At 73.1% G+C, this 14,831-nt stretch carries 15 protein-coding genes; 9 read left to right on the plus strand and 6 right to left on the minus strand.

From position 1 onward, the window contains the following. The first annotated feature begins 36 nt into the window (after positions 1-36). The 3 genes from IE272_RS31880 to IE272_RS31890 all read left to right on the plus strand — a co-directional run bounded on the left by IE272_RS31880 (position 37) and on the right by IE272_RS31890 (position 3,351). Positions 37-1,398, plus strand: coding sequence for a lanthionine synthetase C family protein (locus IE272_RS31880; RefSeq protein WP_057668094.1), 1,362 nt, complete (start codon positions 37-39; stop codon positions 1,396-1,398). A gap of 65 nt (positions 1,399-1,463) precedes the next feature. Then, a complete protein-coding gene (locus IE272_RS31885; protein ID WP_050362682.1) occupies positions 1,464-2,417 on the plus strand; it encodes a 5'-nucleotidase in 954 nt (317 codons plus the stop codon). 148 nt (positions 2,418-2,565) lie between these two features. Further along, entirely contained in the window at positions 2,566-3,351 is a 786-nt protein-coding gene (locus IE272_RS31890) for an SAM-dependent methyltransferase (protein ID WP_050362681.1), read from the plus strand. Between the two features lie 81 nt (positions 3,352-3,432). On the opposite strand, the gene IE272_RS31895 is transcribed toward IE272_RS31890, so the two are convergent. The 3 genes from IE272_RS31895 to IE272_RS31905 form a co-directional block, all read right to left on the minus strand. Beyond that, a complete protein-coding gene (locus IE272_RS31895; protein ID WP_056700155.1) occupies positions 3,433-4,902 on the minus strand; it encodes a SulP family inorganic anion transporter in 1,470 nt (489 codons plus the stop codon). A gap of 75 nt (positions 4,903-4,977) precedes the next feature. Continuing rightward, positions 4,978-5,574, minus strand: coding sequence for a carbonic anhydrase (locus IE272_RS31900; RefSeq protein ID WP_190009226.1), 597 nt, complete (start codon positions 5,572-5,574; stop codon positions 4,978-4,980). A 316-nt stretch (positions 5,575-5,890) separates the two neighbouring features. Further along, a complete protein-coding gene (locus IE272_RS31905) occupies positions 5,891-6,586 on the minus strand; it encodes a class I SAM-dependent methyltransferase (protein WP_057661187.1) in 696 nt (231 codons plus the stop codon). A gap of 151 nt (positions 6,587-6,737) precedes the next feature. Here IE272_RS31905 and IE272_RS31910 point away from each other — a divergent pair, with 151 nt between their 5' ends. Beyond that, positions 6,738-7,007 (plus strand): hypothetical protein, encoded by a 270-nt coding sequence (locus tag IE272_RS31910; protein ID WP_050362678.1) that lies wholly within the window; start codon positions 6,738-6,740, stop codon positions 7,005-7,007. 53 nt (positions 7,008-7,060) lie between these two features. Here IE272_RS31910 and IE272_RS31915 read toward each other — a convergent pair whose 3' ends face one another. Then, the gene (locus tag IE272_RS31915; protein WP_050362677.1) at positions 7,061-8,959 is read right to left on the minus strand and encodes an ABC transporter ATP-binding protein; all 1,899 of its coding nucleotides are present in this window, start codon (positions 8,957-8,959) and stop codon (positions 7,061-7,063) included. A gap of 204 nt (positions 8,960-9,163) precedes the next feature. Here IE272_RS31915 and IE272_RS31920 point away from each other — a divergent pair, with 204 nt between their 5' ends. After that, positions 9,164-9,877, plus strand: a complete 714-nt coding sequence (locus tag IE272_RS31920; RefSeq protein ID WP_050362676.1) for a ribonuclease H family protein — start codon at positions 9,164-9,166, stop codon at positions 9,875-9,877. 84 nt (positions 9,878-9,961) lie between these two features. Here the strand turns inward: IE272_RS31920 and IE272_RS31925 are convergent, their stop codons facing one another. After that, positions 9,962-10,327 (minus strand): ATP-binding protein, encoded by a 366-nt coding sequence (locus IE272_RS31925; protein ID WP_050362675.1) that lies wholly within the window; start codon positions 10,325-10,327, stop codon positions 9,962-9,964. Positions 10,328-10,558: 231 nt separating this feature from the next. Between IE272_RS31925 and IE272_RS31930 the strand changes: the two genes are divergently transcribed. The 4 genes from IE272_RS31930 to IE272_RS31945 all read left to right on the plus strand — a co-directional run bounded on the left by IE272_RS31930 (position 10,559) and on the right by IE272_RS31945 (position 13,376). Next, positions 10,559-11,392 carry a Scr1 family TA system antitoxin-like transcriptional regulator gene (locus IE272_RS31930; RefSeq protein WP_190009228.1) on the plus strand — a complete coding sequence of 278 codons (834 nt, stop codon included), beginning with the start codon at positions 10,559-10,561 and terminating at the stop codon, positions 11,390-11,392. A 64-nt stretch (positions 11,393-11,456) separates the two neighbouring features. Then, positions 11,457-12,560 carry a PP2C family protein-serine/threonine phosphatase gene (locus IE272_RS31935; protein ID WP_050362673.1) on the plus strand — a complete coding sequence of 368 codons (1,104 nt, stop codon included), beginning with the start codon at positions 11,457-11,459 and terminating at the stop codon, positions 12,558-12,560. Between the two features lie 132 nt (positions 12,561-12,692). Then, complete coding sequence (locus IE272_RS31940) at positions 12,693-12,959, plus strand: WhiB family transcriptional regulator (protein ID WP_056700166.1); 267 nt, start codon at positions 12,693-12,695, stop codon at positions 12,957-12,959. Positions 12,960-13,046: 87 nt separating this feature from the next. After that, positions 13,047-13,376 (plus strand): YkvA family protein, encoded by a 330-nt coding sequence (locus tag IE272_RS31945; RefSeq protein WP_050362671.1) that lies wholly within the window; start codon positions 13,047-13,049, stop codon positions 13,374-13,376. A gap of 48 nt (positions 13,377-13,424) precedes the next feature. Here the strand turns inward: IE272_RS31945 and IE272_RS31950 are convergent, their stop codons facing one another. Beyond that, positions 13,425-14,786 carry a DUF6777 domain-containing protein gene (locus IE272_RS31950; protein WP_229897869.1) on the minus strand — a complete coding sequence of 454 codons (1,362 nt, stop codon included), beginning with the start codon at positions 14,784-14,786 and terminating at the stop codon, positions 13,425-13,427. Between the last annotated feature and the right edge of the window lie 45 nt (positions 14,787-14,831).

Below are 14,831 nucleotides of genomic sequence, written 5' to 3' on the forward strand. Positions count from 1 at the left end.
GGCCCTGAGACCGCCGCCTGGAACAACCATGAGCCGGTGGGCAGCGAGGCAGCCTCCGGGAACGACCGCGAGCCGGCGCACCGGGCGGCCGCCGCCCGGGTCGTCGCCGAGGTCGCGGACCGGCTGGCCGACCCCGAGCGGGTGGCCCGGATCGCGGGTGTGCCGGACAACCTCATGCACTACCCGGGCGACCCCCAACCCGTGTGGGACCCGCTCCAGCTCTCCGACGGACACCCCGGAGTCGCCCTGCTGTTCGCCGAGTTGGCCGTCACCGACCCGGCCCTGCGCCACCGGGCCCACGCACACCTGTCCGCAGGGCTCGCGGCCGGGATCAGGCCGGTGCCCCAGTCGCTGTTCGGCGGCATGGTGGCGCTCGCGTACGCCGGGCACACGACGGCCGTCGGCTCCGGCGGATACACCGCGATGCTCGCCGGACTGGACCGGCACATCCTCGACCGGGTCCGCACCCGCGCCCGCGCCGACCTGGAGCGGACCCGCGCCGGGGATCCCGCCGGAGCGTGGAGCCGCTACGACGTCCTCGCCGGAACCGCCGGGATCGGCCGCTACCTGCTGGCCCGCCACCTGGCGGCGGACGGGCAGGAGGCGCGGCAGGCGGCCGGGGCCGCGCTGACCGAGGTGCTCACCTCCCTCGTGGCCGCGGCCACCGCCGACGACATCACCCGCCACGGCTCCCGGCTGCCCGCGTGGTGGGTCACCGACGGGCTGGACCACGGGCTCCCCGAGCACGTCAACCTCGGCCTCGCCCACGGTGTCCCCGGCCCGCTGGCCCTCCTCGCCCTCGCCTGGCGGACCGGGGTCCGGGTGGACCGCCAGGACGAGGCCGTCGAACGGATCATGGCGCTGCTGACCCGCCTGCGCACCCGTGACGAGGCGGGCCCGCGCTGGCCGCACCTGATGTCGCGGGAGCGCATCGAGAAGGGGGAGCCGCCGGAGCGCGGACGGGACTCCTGGTGCTACGGAGCGGCCGGCGCGGCCCGCGCCGTCCACCTCGCCGGAACCGCCCTGGACCGGCCGGACTGGCGCGCCGAAGCGGAGGCGGCGCTGCGCGGGACGCTGGCGGTGGCGGGCGACGCGTCGATCCGTGACTCCGCGCTGTGCCACGGCTGGGCCGGCCTCCTGCAGATCGTGCTGCGCACCGCCGAGGACACCGACGACCCGGAACTCCACGCAACCGCCGACCGCTTGGCGGCCCACGTGCTCGACGGATTCGACCCCGGGGCGCCGTTCGGCTTCCGCTACGCCCACGCGCTCGCGCGGCGCCCACTGGACCGCCCCGGCTTCCTGGAGGGGGCGGCGGGCATCGCCCTGGCCCTGCACACGTACGCCACCGGCCGTGCGCCGGTCACCTCCTGGGACAGCGCCCTGATGCTGAGCTGAGCGCGGTCGTACACCGGTGCGATAGTGGGGGCGAACCCGTCAGGCCCCGACCGGAGGAATCGCCCGTGCACTACGAACTCGCCGACCGGCTGGTCATCGGGATCGCGTCCAGCGCGCTCTTCGACCTGACCGAATCGGACGCCGTCTTCCGGGAACAGGGCGAGGAGAGCTACCGCGCCCACCAGGAGCGGCACGTGGGCGACCGGCTCCGTCCGGGGAGCGCGTTCCCCTTCATCCGGCGCCTGTTGTCGCTGAACGACCTGGGCGAGGTGAACGACCCGTTGGTCGAGGTCATCGTCCTGTCCCGGAACGACCCCGACACCGGGCTGCGGGTCATGCGCTCCATAGAGAGCCACGGCCTGCCCATCAGCAGGGCCATCTTCATGCAGGGCCGCTCGCCCCACCGGTTCATGCCCGCCCTCAACATGTCCCTGTTCCTGTCGGCGAACGAGGGGGACGTCCGGGAGGCGGTCGCCGCCGGACTGCCCGCCGGGCACGTCCTGGGCGCCCCCTACGAGGACGACGTCGACGACCACGATCTGCGGATCTCCTTCGACTTCGACGGGGTCCTGGCCACGGACGCGTCGGAGCAGGTGTTCCAGGAGGGCGGGATCGAGAAGTTCCGCGCCCACGAGGTCACCAACGCCGGGATTCCGCACGACGCCGGGCCGCTGAGGGACTTCCTGGCGAACGTGAACCGGATCCAGCAGCGGGAGGAGCAGGAGTGCCGGAAGAACCCCGACTACCGGATCCGCCTGCACGTCTCCATCGTCACGGCGCGCAACGCACCCGCGCACGAGCGGGCGGTGCAGAGCCTCAAGGGGTGGGGTGTGACCGTCAATGACGCGTTCTTCCTCGGCGGCATCGACAAGGGCCGGATCATGAAGATCCTGAAGCCGCACATCTTCTTCGACGACCAGCAGGGGCACCTGGAGAGCACCTCGCGGACCACCCCGAGCGTCCACGTTCCGTTCGGGAAGCTCAACGAGCCGGTGGAGCCCGCGGGCCCGGACGCCTGACGCCGCGCGCGGCGGTCTGCACGAGATCGCCGGCGGGTGCCCCGCCCCCGCTGCGTGCCGCCGGGCGGCGAGGTACGGTCACCATCAGGGCCCCGGCCAGTGGGAATTCGGTCAACGGCCTTGTACGGACAGTGAGTAGAGGAGAGACATGAGCGTCGACAACGACGATTTCCGCCGCCGGATCCGGTCCGACATTCCCCACTCCGCGCGCGTCTGGAACGCATGGCTGGGCGGCAAGGACCACTACCCGGTGGACCGGGAGCTGGCCGACGTGGTGAGCGCGGCCTACCCGCAGATGGTCGACATCGCCCGTGCCTCACGCGCCTTCCAGATCCGTGCGATCCACTACCTGGCCTCGGCAGGGGTACGCCAGTTCCTGGACGTCGGGACCGGGCTTCCGGTGGCGAACAGCACGCACGAGGTGGCGCAGAGCATCGCGCCCGCGTCGCGGATCGTCTACGTGGACAACGACCCGATCGTCCTCGCCCACGCCGAGGCGCTCCTGACCAGCGCCCCGGAGGGCCGCACGGCCTACGTGGACGCCGATCTGTCCGATGCGGACGCGGTCGTGGACGAGGCGGCCAAGACGCTCGACCTGTCCGAACCCGTCGCCGTTCTCCTGCTCTCGACCCTCGGTCACCTCGTTCCGGCCGAGGGCATCGACGTCGTCCAGCGGTACCTCGCCCGGATGCCCTCGGGGAGCTATCTGGTGCTCTGCGACACGGTGACGACGCCTCAGACGCTGGCCGCCCAGGAGGCGTACGCGTCGGGCGACAACCCGCCCTACCTCGTCCGGAAGCCGGAGGAGATCACCGACTGCGCCAAGGGTATGGAGCTGGTCGAGCCGGGATTCGTCTCGATCGACCGCTGGCGGCCCGAGGAGGACGACGCGGTGCCGGTCGACCAGTGGGGGCTCGTCGCGCGCAAGCCGTAACGGCTTCGAGGGACGCCGGGCGCTCGTGTGAAGCGCCCGGCGTCCCGTGCCGTTGTCCGGGTCTGCTGTCCCGGTCCCCGGCTACCGGCGGATCGTCACCGGCTCGATCTCCGCGTTGTTGTGCCGCCGCGCCCAGTTCTCCAGGGCGACCCGGCAGGCGTGGTCGAGGTGGCGCAGGCCGGTCAGGTCCAGCTCTATCGGCTGGTCCTGCGGGAGCTCCTCCAACTGCTCCAGGATGCGGGGCAGTCGCAGGAAGGTGGCGTTCCCGGTGAGGGTCACCACGACCCGGCCGCCGGTGAGCCGGCGGGTGGTGAGCTGGACGTGCGAGGTCTCCCAGGCCGACTTGACCACCGCCAGCAGCAGTCCGAGCACGACCCCCTCGAAGAGGTTGGTCACCACGATGGCGATCGCGGTGACCGCCAGCAGCACGGCCTCCCCGCGGTGTTCGCGCCACAGCGGGCCGAACTCCTTGGTGGGCACCAGCTTGCACCCGGCATGGACGAGGATCCCGGCCAGCGCGGCCAGCGGGATGATCCCGACGGCGGCGGGCAGCAGCGCGGCGAAGAGCAGCAGCCACACACCGTGGGCGATCCGGGAGAGCGCGGTGGTCGCCCCTGCCTGGACGTTGGCGGTGCTGCGGACGACGACCGCGGCCATCGGGAGCGCTCCGAGTGCCCCGCAGAGGGTGTTGCCGAACCCCTGGGCCACCAACTCCTTGTCGTAGCGGGTGCGGGGCCCGTCCTGCATCCGGTCGACGGCCGCCGCGCTGAACAGACTCTCTGCCGAGGCGACGAGGGCGATGGCCACGACGGTGCCGATGACCGTCACATCGGCGAGCCGGGCGAAATCCGCCCCGCCAGGCGGATCGATCGCGTGCAGCAGCCCGTTCACATCGGCCACCGCCGGCCGCAGCCCGGCCAGGGAGGCGACGGCGGTGACCAGGACGACCGCGACGAGAGGTGCCGGGACGAGGCGTACTCTGGCCGGGAGCTTCGGCCACACCAGCAGCACGGCGACCGTTCCGGCGCCCAGGCCGAACGCGGTCATCGCCTCGTGGTTCGTGACGATCTCGACGGCGAGACCCGGGAGTCCGGCCAGCGTGCCGAGACCGCTGCCCGGCTGTTCGGTGTCGGCCATGGCGTACACCTGGCCGAGCACGATGATCAGGCCGATGCCGGCGAGCATGCCCTGCACCACGGAGACGGAGATGGCGCGGAACCAGCGGCCGAAGCGCGCCAGGCCCAGCACCACCTGGAGCAGTCCGGCGGCCAGCACGATCGGGCCGAGCGTGCCGAGGCCGAATTCCGTGATCGCCTCGTAGACGAGCACGGCGAGTCCGGCGGTCGGACCGCTGACCTGGAGCCTGCTGCCAGGCAGGAAGCCGACGACCAGCCCGCCGACGATGCCGGTGACCAGCCCCAGCTCCGCCGGTACTCCGGAGGCGACGGCGACGCCGACGCACATCGGCAGCGCGACCAGGAAGACGACGAGTGACGCCATCAGGTCACGCCGTACGACGTGGGGGTTCTTGAGTTCCTTCGCGGAAATCACGGTGGGTTTCCCTTGTGGGTACGGTCGCGCCCGGCCCGAGGGCCGGGCGCGCGAGCGTGGGGGGAGGGAAAACCGTCAAAGGCGGGCGAACTCGGTCCCGCGCTCCGGTCGGTGGACGCTGACGGAGCCGGTGTGCACTTCGTAGTACCAGGCGTGCAGGCCGAGGGCGCCCTCGGAGAGCCGCTCGCGCACCGCGGGGTAGCCCCGCAGGGTGTCGAGCTGGGCGAGGGCGTGGGCCTGGATCGCCAGGGGGAGGTCGTCGGGGTCCGCGGCGGGGTCCCTGCCGTCCGTGGAGTGCTCCAGCCAGTGGCGGACGGCGGGCATGGCGGAGAGGTCGTCGCCGCGGAACACGGCGCCCACGGCGCCGCAGTGCGAGTGCCCGCACACGATGATGTCGCGCACCTGGAGCGCGCGCAGCGCGTACTCGACGGTCGCGGCCTCGCCCGTGGGGCGGTCCTCCGCCGGATAGGGCGGAACGATGTTGCCCGCGGTGCGGAGTTCGAAGAGCTGCCCCGGGCGGGCGCCGGTGATCAGTGAGGGGACGACACGCGAATCCGAGCACGTGACGAAGAGTGCTTCGGGGGTCTGGCCGTCCGCGAGACGTTCGAAGTGCTTTGCGTTCGCGGCGACGTGCTCGGTGAATGTCCGGGCGTGTTCTACGGGGGACTGCATGGTGGCCTGCCTCCTGCATCCGGCGGTGCCGGGGAGCGGTGTGGTCGGGTCATATTGACGAATGCGCTGTTTACTATCGGATGAATGTTCGGAATGGTGAGGGTGCCTCACCTTGCGTTTTGCCGGACGGCGGTCGCTATGAGGCCCACTCCGGTCGCTCCGTACGGATACGACTTCAGCTGAGCATATCGACCAGAACTTTGCTATCGCATTACCTTCTCGTGAAGGAACGCAAATGCGCCACCCGTGTCATTCATTCGGCTTGTTCTTTGTGATAGCCAATGGGCGGGGAGTGTCGCCGGGGGAGGCTGCGCCGTCAGTGGCGGCGGCCGTGCAGGAAGAGGTGCGGCTCGGGTGCGCCGGCCGGATGATCCGGGGTGAACAGCGCGCTGTGCTCCCACTCCACGACGACCCCCGCCCGCGTGATCAGGGCGGTGAACTCCTCCGCGCCGAAGCTGGAGACCCGGACCGGCTGCCCCATGAACACCGCGTCCACGCCCGCGGCGTCCACCGGCACCGTCGCGGCGACCAGCAGCCCGCCGGGCCGCAGCGACCGCACGAGCCGCTCCAGCAGCTCGCGCTGCTCTCCGCGCTCCATCTGCAGCAGCGAGAAGTACACACAGACCGCGTCGAACTCGCCCTCGGACAGGAGGAGATCGCGGACGTCCGCACACCGGAACTCCGCCGTCGGCACCTGCCGGGCCGCGAGCGCGGTCATCACCGGCGACACATCGACGCCCAGCACCCGGTGCCCCGCGGCCGCCAGGGTCTGTGCCGTGGGCCGGCCCGTCCCGCTGCCCACGTCCAGCACCCGGCTCCCCGGGGCCAGGTCCGCCAGCAGCCGCTCCAGCGACTCGCGGTGGGCGGCCGAAGCGGCGAAGGCCCGTTCGTACTCCGCCCCCAGCGCGTCGAACACCGCCGCGGCCGGACGTCCGCGGCCGGCCGCCGCGTCCGGAAGCCCCTGGCCTTCCCGGGGTTCCCCGCGGTCACCGAGTCCCTGGCGCTCACCCATCGAGGCGATCCTTCCGTGGTCCGGCGGCCGGCCGGGATCCGTGTACCCGGCCGCTGTGAGCGTCCCCCAGCGAGCGCCTGAGTATGCGGGTCCCGCGCCCCTGAGTACGTTCCCCGATGTTCCGGTCACCGGGCCGTTGTTCGATGACCGCATGACCTCCGAAGCGCCGCGCCGCCCCCGCATCCAGCACGTCACCACCGCAGGCTCCGCCCTGGCCGTCACGCTGGTCCCGCTGGTGGTCGGTGTGCTGCTGGCCAAGACCATGGCGGCGGACCCGATGACGTCGGTGAACGCGCTCGTCACCCATGGCACGCACCGTCCTCGGGTGTCGCCCAAGGAGTGGCGCCGGTGCGGCGGCCACGCGCTGCGGCGGCTGCGGACCGCCGAACGGGTCTCCCTCGCCCGTATCGGCATGCGCTGACGCCGTCCGACCGATGAGGTCCGGCCGGACGGCGTGGGGGGCGGGCGCCCGGGTCAGCGGACCGGCTGGGCCGTCCTGTCCCCGTCCGACGACGGCCGCTCGAACTGGGTGCGGTACAGCTCCTCGTACCTTCCGCCGGCCGCGAGCAGTTCGGTGTGCGTGCCGTTCTCGACGATCCGGCCCGCCTCCACGACCAGGATCCGGTCGGCGGCCCGTACGGTCGAGAGCCGGTGGGCGATCACCAGGGCGGTCCGGCCCGCCAGCGCTTCGGCCAGCGCCTCCTGGACGGCGGCCTCCGAGGTGGAGTCGAGGTGCGCGGTCGCCTCGTCGAGGATCACGACCCGCTGACGGGCCAGCAGCAGCCGGGCGATGGTGAGGCGCTGGCGCTCCCCGCCGGAGAGCCGGTAGCCGCGCTCGCCCACCACCGTGTCGAGCCCGTCCGGCAGCGAGGCGATCAGACCGTCGAGCCGGGAGCGGCGCAGGGCGTCCCAGACGTCCTCCTCGGAGGCGTCGGGCCGGGCGAGCAGCAGGTTGGCCCGCACCGACTCGTGGAAGAGATGCCCGTCCTGGGTGACCATGCCGAGCGTGTCCCGGATCGAGTCGGCGCTCAGATCGCGTACGTCGACACCGTTCAGCCGCACGGTGCCGGCGTCCGTGTCGTACAGCCGGGGCAGCAGCTGCGCGATCGTCGACTTGCCCGCTCCGGAGGAGCCCACCAGGGCGATCATCTGGCCCGGTTCGGCACGGAAGGAGACCTCGTGCAGGACCGGTGTGCCGCCCCGGTCGTCGAGCGTGGCGACCTCCTCCAGCGAGGCGAGGGAGACCTTCTCGGCGGAGGGGTAGCCGAAGGACACCTTGTCGAACTCCACGGAGACCGGGCCCTCCGGCACCCGGCGGGCGTCCGGCTTCTCCTCGATCAGCGGCTTGAGGTCCAGGATCTCGAAGACCCGCTCGAAGCTGACGAGCGCGCTCATCACCTCGACCCGGGCCCCGGCGAGGGCGGTGAGCGGCGCGTACAGCCGGGTCAGCAGCAGCGCCAGCGCCACGACGGCCCCCGGCTCCAGGCTGCCGCGCAGGGCGTAGTAGCCGCCGAGTCCGTAGACCAGGGCCAGCGCCAGGGCGGAGACCAGCGTGAGGGCGGTGATGAACGCCGACTGGGCCATCGCCGTACGGATGCCGATGTCACGCACCCGGTCGGCGCGGGCGGCGAATTCGGCCGACTCGTCGGAGGGGCGCCCGAAGAGCTTGACCAGCGTCGCGCCCGGGGCGGAGAACCGCTCGGTCATCTGGGTGCCCATGGCGGCGTTGTGGTCGGCGGCCTCCCGCTGGAGTCCCGCCATCCGGGCCCCCATCCGGCGGGCCGGCACGACGAACACCGGGAGCAGCACCAGTGAGAGCAGCGTGATCTGCCAGGAGATCGTGAGCATCACGGCGAGCGTCAGCAGCAGCGTGACGACGTTGGACACGACGCCGGAGAGCGTATTGCTGAAGGCCCGCTGCGCGCCGATCACATCGTTGTTGAGCCGACTGACCAGGGCGCCGGTCCGGGTCCGGGTGAAGAAGGCCACCGGCATCTTCTGCACATGGTCGAAGACGGCGGTGCGCAGGTCCAGGATGAGGCTCTCGCCCAGCGTCGCCGACAGCCAGCGGGTGAGCAGGCCGAGACCGGCCTCGACGACGGCGATGAGCGCGATGAGCAGGGCGAGCCGGGTGACCGTCCCGGTGTCCGCACCGTTGACGATCGCGTCGACGACCTTCCCGGCCAGCAGCGGGGTGGCCACCGCGAGCAGCGCCGTCAGGACGCTCAGCAGCAGGAAGCGGTAGATCCGCCGCCGGTGGGGCCGGGCGAAGACCATGATGCGGCGCAACGCCGTCCGGGAGAAGGGCCGGCGGTCCTGCTGGGCGTTCATCGCACTGTGCAGCGAATGCCACGCCGTGACTTCCATGTCCATGGGGCGCTCCGAGGTCTGACGGCCCCCGGTTCCCCCGACGGCCTGCGGATCCCGTGGGCCGTGCGGCCCCGGGTTCACTCGGAACGCTATGACCTCAGGCTTGGTTGAGGTCAAGGACGCGGGCCGGAGACGTCGTGGCGCGCCCCGGTCGCGGCGACCGCGCGGCCGTTCGGAACGGTCATGCGGGGCTGGCATGATCAGGGGATGAACGAGTGCATCATCGCCGCGTGTGACGGGGCGTCGAAGGGAAATCCGGGGCCCGCCGCCTGGGCGTGGGTGGTCGCCGACGCGCAGGGGAACCCCGTGCGCTGGGAGGCCGGTCCGCTCGGCACCGCGACGAACAACGTCGCCGAGCTCACGGCGCTGGCGGAGCTGCTGGAGTCCACCGGTCCGGCGGCGCGCGTCGAGGTGCGGATGGACTCGCAGTACGCCATGAACGCGGTGACCAAGTGGCTGCCGGGCTGGAAGCGCAACGGCTGGAAGACCTCCGGCGGCAAGCCCGTCGCCAACCGTGAGCTGGTCACGCGCATCGACGCCCTGCTCACCGACCGTTCGGTGACGTTCCGCTATGTGCCCGCACACCAGGTGGACGGCGACCCGCTCAACGCGATCGCCGACCAGGCGGCCAGCGAGGCGGCCGTGGCCCAGTGCCCGGCCGGTACGGCGCACGGTGCCACGGCGCTGCCGGTGCCGGCGCCCGCGCGGTCCACGAAGGGGCGGTCGGAGGCGTCCGGGGCTTCGGGCGGCGCGAAGGGGAGGAGTGCCGCGGGCGCGTCCCGGGGCGGGCGATCCACGGGCACGATCACGGCGCGCTTCGCGGGCCGGTGCCACTGCGGAAAGCCGTACGCGGCCAAGGAGCCGATCGCGAAGAACCCGAACGGCTGGGGCCACCCGGAGTGCCGCACCGCTCCCGCCTGATCACGCGAGGACATCGGAGGAACGCCCGGAGGGCGGTCCGGCCGGTCGCGGAGGCGTCACGGGGGCCGTGGGGAGGCCGGAGGTCTAGAGGTCGGCCCAGACGAGACGGCCCGCCAGTGCGGCGCGCGTGCCCCAGCGGGCCGCCAGCGCGTCGACGAGCAGGAGTCCCCTGCCGTCCTCCGCCAGGTGGTCGAGCATGTCGTCGTCCTCGTGGCCGTCCGTCGCCGGGACCCCGGCGACGGGAAGGCCCGCCGAGTCGCCCGGCGACGCCGGCGACGGGATCCGGGCCCGGCCGCGATTCCATACGCAGATCCGCACGCCGTCCGCGGAGCGCAGGAGCCGGCAGCGGATCTTCCGGGTGGTGGTGTGCTGTACGGCGTTGGTGACCAGCTCGGTCACTATCAGAGCCGCCGCCTCGATCCGTTCGGCCGGTTCGCCCCAGGCCCGCATGGCCTCCTGGACCCGGTGGCGGGCCTCCGGAACGCCCCCGGGCAATCGGGGAACCCACCAGCTGTGTGCACCTCGGGTACCTCCGGCACCTCGGACACCTCCGTCATCGGGAGCATGCTCCGCGCAACTGACTATTTCCGACATGTATGCACTCTCGGCGCAAAGCGCATACTTTGCAAGCGACAGAGTGTGTAGTGCTCCGCCCCGGGGCTCGACGACGAAGGCAGGCGCATGCGAGCCCGATCCGGTCCCACCGTGGAGCACCGCGTCCTCGCGGTCCGCCTCCGTATGCTGCGGGAACGCGCGGGAATCAGCCTGCGCTCCGCGGCCGAGGCGCTCGACGCCCACCCCGCCACCGTCCGGCGCATCGAACGTGCCGAGACCGGACTCGACGCCCGGCAGGTCGGCGAACTGCTGCGCTGCTACGGCGTTTCGCCCGCCGTCGCCGAGCCCATCATGGCCGGGCTCGGAGCCGCGAACCTGCCCGGCTGGTGGCATCGGTGGCGGGACGCGATGGACGGCTGGCAGCAGGACGTCATCGGAGTGGAATCCTCGGCGAGCCTCGTGCGCACCTGGCACCCCGCGCTGGTGCCCGAGCTGCTGCGCACACCCGCGTACGCCGCCGCGCTCCACCGTACGCAGTACCCCGAGGACAGCCCCGCCCGCCGGGAACGCCGCGTCGAGCTGCTCCGGGAGCGTCGCCGCCGCATGGGCGAGCGCGGGGCCGCCCTGTGGGCCCTGTTCCCGGCAGCGGCCCTGTATACGCGGGTCGGCGACCGGGAGACCATGGACGGGCAGCGGGCCGCGCTGGCCGAGGCGATGCGCGAGCAGCACGTCACCGTCCAGGTGGTGCCCATGGACCACCCGCCGCACCCCCTGACCGGAGTGCCGCCCCTGCACATCCTCCGGGTGCCCGCACCCGAGATCGGGGACCAGGCGGTGCTGGAGACCCCGGGCGTCCGGGTCGACGTCATCGACGACCCCGAGGCCGTGATGGCCCACCGCATCCGGCTGGACGCGGCGTGCGCCGCCGCACCCGGCCCCGGGACCCCGCTGCCGGGGTGACCCGCCCCGGCACCCGGCCTCCGTCCCGGATGCGGCGGGCCCCGACGCCGTACAGCGTGGGGGAGTGGTGCAGCTGCGCAGGGCCAAGTGGATCCCGTTGGGGGTCATCGTGCTGGGCGTCGTGCTGGACCTGGTCACCCCGACGGGCGTGACGTCCGCGCCCCTGCTGATGGCCGCCCCGGTCGCCGCGGCGCCGCTGCTGACCCTGCGCGGCATCATCGCGACCGGTGCCCTCGCGATGGCCGTCCACGCGGGTCTCGCCTGGTACGACGGCACCTTCGGCTGGCAGCGCGGCGTCGCCAACCAGCTCACCCTTCTGGCCGTAACCGCGCTGGCCGTCTTCATCAACCGCGCCCTGGAGGGCGGGAACGCCCGGACCCGTCGCGCGCGCCATATCGCCGCCGTGGCCCAGAGCGCCGTCCTGCCCAGGCCCCCCTCACGCCTCGGCGAGCTCCGGATCGCCGCCCGGTACGTGCCCGCCGAGAACGAGGCGATGATCGGCGGCGACCTCTACGTCGTCCAGGACACCCCGCACGGGGTGCGCGTGATGGTCGGGGACGTCCGTGGGAAGGGCCTGGGCGCGGTCAGCGCGGTCTGCGCGGATCTGGGAGCCTTCCGTTACGCGGCGGACGAGGCGGAGGACCTGCCGGGCCTGGTGACCGCGCTGGAGCGGGCCCTCCTGCGCGAGGGCGGCCGGCGCGGCGGCCAGGAACAGGACGAGGGGTTCACCACCGCGCTGATCGCCGAGTTCGCCGAAGACCTGGGCTCCGTACGCGTCGCCAACCGGGGGCATCCGCCGCCGGTGCTGCTGGACGCCGAGGGCCTGGCCACCGTCCTCGGCCCCTCCGAGGAGGCGCCCCCGCTCGGCATGAGCGCCCTGGGGACCTGGTCGTGCCCGGTCGACACGTTCCCGTTCCCGCCCGGCGCCACCCTCATCTGCTACACGGACGGGGTCACCGAGGCCCGCGACGAGTCCGGGGTCTTCTACGACGCGTCCGTCCGGCTGCCCTTCCTCGTCCGCCACCGCGCGCTGATCGGTGACCCCGCCACCCCGGCGCAGATCCTCCACCTGCTGATCGAGGACGTCGGGCACCACACCGGCGGCCGGATCCAGGACGATCAGGCACTCCTCGCGCTGCACCGCCCCCGGGCCCGCCCGTACGCGTAACGGCCGCGGCACCGCCCCACACACCCGCCCGGTTCGGGTTTGAGGAGCCGATCGTCGGTCACCCGCACGGAAGGCACGTACGGCAAGCGACGTACGACGTATCGACATCGGGAGTGAGCGGAGTTGAGCAGCATGGAGAACTGGCGCCTGCACGCCGTCTGCCGTGAGGAGGACCCGGACCTGTTCTTCCCCATCGGGAGCACGGGCCCCGCCGTCGTCCAGACCGAGGAGGCCAAGGCCGTCTGCCGGACCTGTCCGGTGCAGGCCGCCTGCCTGGAGTGGGCCCTGGAGAACAAGCAGGACTCCGGCGTCTGGGGCGGCCTGTCCGAGAACGAGCGGCGCTCCCTGAAGCGCCGCAGCCGCAGGCGGGCGGAGGCCCGGGGGCGCGGTCCGGCGTGACCCGCACCGCGGGATCCCCCGGCCCCGGAACGGCGACTGTGCCGACACGGGTTCGTCATACGCGGACAAGTGGGTACACGATGAGCCATGGACACCACCGTTTGGCTCGTTCTCGGCGTCGTGGCCGTGCTGATCATGCTGGCATCGGCCGTCGTGCTCCTGGTGCGCGTCTTCAAGGCCAGGAAGCTGCTGGTCGACGCCGGGATCCCGCTGCGCAGCAAGGCGCTCGTCTGGGCGGCCGTCATCTACACCGTGTCACCGGTCGACCTGCTGCCCGACCCCGTCTACCTCGACGACATCGGCTTCCTGCTGGTCGCCCTGCGCTCCCTCCACTCGGCGGCGTCGGCCGCCGGAGTGCGCCCGGGTACCCGGGCCGAGAACCCTCCGCTGGAGAGCCGCCCGGACGCCGTGGGCTGAGACCGGGCCCGCCGAGCTGATCCACGCGCCCGCGCGACCCCGGCCTCCTCAGCTGAACGCGGGAGCCCCCTGCGGGGCCGTCCCCGGTCCGGGGTCCTGCGGGGCCGGGGAGTCCGGCCCCGGCGGCTGCGGGGCCGACTGCGAGTCGGGCGGGGTCTCCGGCGCGGGTTCGGTCGCCGGGGCGTCGGGCGGCGGCTCCGAGGTCGCCGGGTCCTCCGGCGGGGGCGGTTCGGAGGTCGCCGGATCGTCGCCGGGCCGCGACGCCGGGTCCTCCGGCGAGGGCTCCGACGGAGTGGCCCCGGACGACGAGGGGCAGGGGCGGTCGGTTCCGGGCGGGCAGGGGGAGGCCGACGCGTCCTTCGGCGGGTCCGTCTTCTTGTCGTCGTCGCCCGTGTCGCCGGCCTGCCGTTCGAACCAGTCGCCGTTCTCCGGGTCGACCATCACGAACTCCTTCACCGGCTTCTTCGCCGGCTCCACCACGACCACGTCGGAGGCTCGATAGCCCGGCCACGCCTTGCCCGTCTGGCGCGGGTCCTCCTGCGCCACGGGCGGCAGCAGCGGGTTCCCGCACGCACAGCGGACCCGGGGCACGCCCCGGTTGTCGACGAGGACCGCCGTACCCGCCTGGAGCACCGCCTGATAGGCGTTGGCCTCGCCGTCCTGGTAACCGTGGTTGGTGACGCGGGTGTCCATCCGCAGCGTCACGGGAGTGAGCCCCCGCAGATAGCCGGGCACGGCGGACGGTTCGATGTCCTGGACCGAGGCGAACGCCCGGTTCTTGTCCGGAGCCGCCTGCAGCACCTTGATCTGCTGCTCCACATCGCAACTGGCGACCTTCCGGGTGCCCCCGTACAGCCCGGGGGCCGCGCCGTCCACGCCCCGCGTCGCCTGGGTTCCGGTCCTCGACGCGCTCGGTGCGACGGACGGGCTGGCGGTGCCGGGCTCGGGCTCGCTGTCGCGGGCCGTGGACTCCGTGAACGGATCCGGCCCGGAGTCGCCCGCCGCCTGGAGGAAGACCTCGCCGCCCGCCTTCGACCCGCCGTCGGGCCGGGTCAGGACGACGACCAGCACGACCGCGGCGACCAGGGCCGTCGCGATCGCCGCGATCCGGGGTACCGAACGCCACCAGGGGCGGCCCGGCCCGGGGCCGGGGGCGGCGCCCGAGCCGCTGCCCGGGTCGCTGGGGCCGCCGCCGGAAGCCCCGGAGCCGCCCGAATCGCCGCCGTCACCCGAGCCGCCCGAGCCCCCCGAACCGTGCGGTCCGCCGTGGTCGCCGCCGCCGCTGGGCGGGCCGGGCGGCGGGCTGGAAACGGTGGGAGGGGGCGGTGCGGGTTCGGTCTCCGACGGGCCCGAGAGCGGGCCGGACGGCGGTCCTGTGGGGCGGCCGGATGGCGGCGGTTGGACACTCACGGTTCTCTGCTCCCCGACGTCGGGTACCCGCCCCGGACGTCCCTG

It is taken from the genome of Streptomyces anulatus, assembly GCF_014650675.1.
Taxonomy (GTDB): domain Bacteria; phylum Actinomycetota; class Actinomycetes; order Streptomycetales; family Streptomycetaceae; genus Streptomyces; species Streptomyces anulatus.

Excerpts from the sequence above, each read along its gene's own strand:
- IE272_RS31920 (WP_050362676.1), top strand. The coding sequence starts at position 9,164 with ATGAACGAGTGCATCATCGCCGCGTGTGACGGGGCGTCGAAGGGAAAT.
- IE272_RS31940 (WP_056700166.1), top strand. The coding sequence starts at position 12,693 with ATGGAGAACTGGCGCCTGCACGCCGTCTGCCGTGAGGAGGACCCGGAC.
- IE272_RS31900 (WP_190009226.1), bottom strand. The coding sequence starts at position 5,574 with ATGCAGTCCCCCGTAGAACACGCCCGGACATTCACCGAGCACGTCGCC.
- IE272_RS31930 (WP_190009228.1), top strand. The coding sequence starts at position 10,559 with ATGCGAGCCCGATCCGGTCCCACCGTGGAGCACCGCGTCCTCGCGGTC.
- IE272_RS31925 (WP_050362675.1), bottom strand. The coding sequence starts at position 10,327 with ATGCGGGCCTGGGGCGAACCGGCCGAACGGATCGAGGCGGCGGCTCTG.
- IE272_RS31945 (WP_050362671.1), top strand. The coding sequence starts at position 13,047 with ATGGACACCACCGTTTGGCTCGTTCTCGGCGTCGTGGCCGTGCTGATC.
- IE272_RS31910 (WP_050362678.1), top strand. The coding sequence starts at position 6,738 with ATGACCTCCGAAGCGCCGCGCCGCCCCCGCATCCAGCACGTCACCACC.
- IE272_RS31915 (WP_050362677.1), bottom strand. The coding sequence starts at position 8,959 with ATGGACATGGAAGTCACGGCGTGGCATTCGCTGCACAGTGCGATGAAC.
- IE272_RS31905 (WP_057661187.1), bottom strand. The coding sequence starts at position 6,586 with ATGGGTGAGCGCCAGGGACTCGGTGACCGCGGGGAACCCCGGGAAGGC.
- IE272_RS31890 (WP_050362681.1), top strand. The coding sequence starts at position 2,566 with ATGAGCGTCGACAACGACGATTTCCGCCGCCGGATCCGGTCCGACATT.